This is a genomic window from Bradyrhizobium sp. BRP20 (assembly GCF_020194215.1).
Lineage (GTDB): Bacteria > Pseudomonadota > Alphaproteobacteria > Rhizobiales > Xanthobacteraceae > Bradyrhizobium > Bradyrhizobium yuanmingense.
In genome coordinates this window covers 1-411 of record NZ_JADYVY010000119.1, presented here as the reverse complement: position 1 = coordinate 411, position 411 = coordinate 1, and the positions used below count along the sequence as shown (strand labels likewise).

At 69.8% G+C, this 411-nt stretch carries 1 protein-coding gene; it reads left to right on the top strand.

Translation table 11 applies throughout. From position 1 onward, the window contains the following. The coding region (locus tag I6F33_RS38075; RefSeq protein ID WP_225145809.1) for a hypothetical protein at window positions 1–411 on the top strand (411 nt) is incomplete at both ends.

Sequence of the window (411 nt, the reverse complement as noted above, 5' to 3'; positions counted from 1 at the left end):
GGCGTGGACGGATTCCTGGCGATCTACCTCAACGACCAGCTCGCGCTCGGCGTGGGCTGGCGCGAACTGGCCCGGCGGGCCGCGGGCAACAACCGCGGCACCGCGGTGGGCGAAGCACTCGACCGGGTGGCGACGGAGATCGCCGAGGACGTCGACACCTTCCGGTCGATCATGGACCACCTCGGCATCCGCCAGAACCCGCTGAAGACGGCGGCGGTGTTCGGGGCGGAGCGGCTGGCCCGGTTCAAGCCGAACGGGCGGCTGCTGGGCTACTCGCCGTTGAGCCGCTTCCTGGAGCTGGAAGTGCTGACCATGGGGATCGACGGGAAGAAGCAGCTCTGGACGACGCTGCGCGACCTGGCCGGACTCGCCGACCAGGTGCCCGGGGTGGATTTCGACGCGTTGATCGAG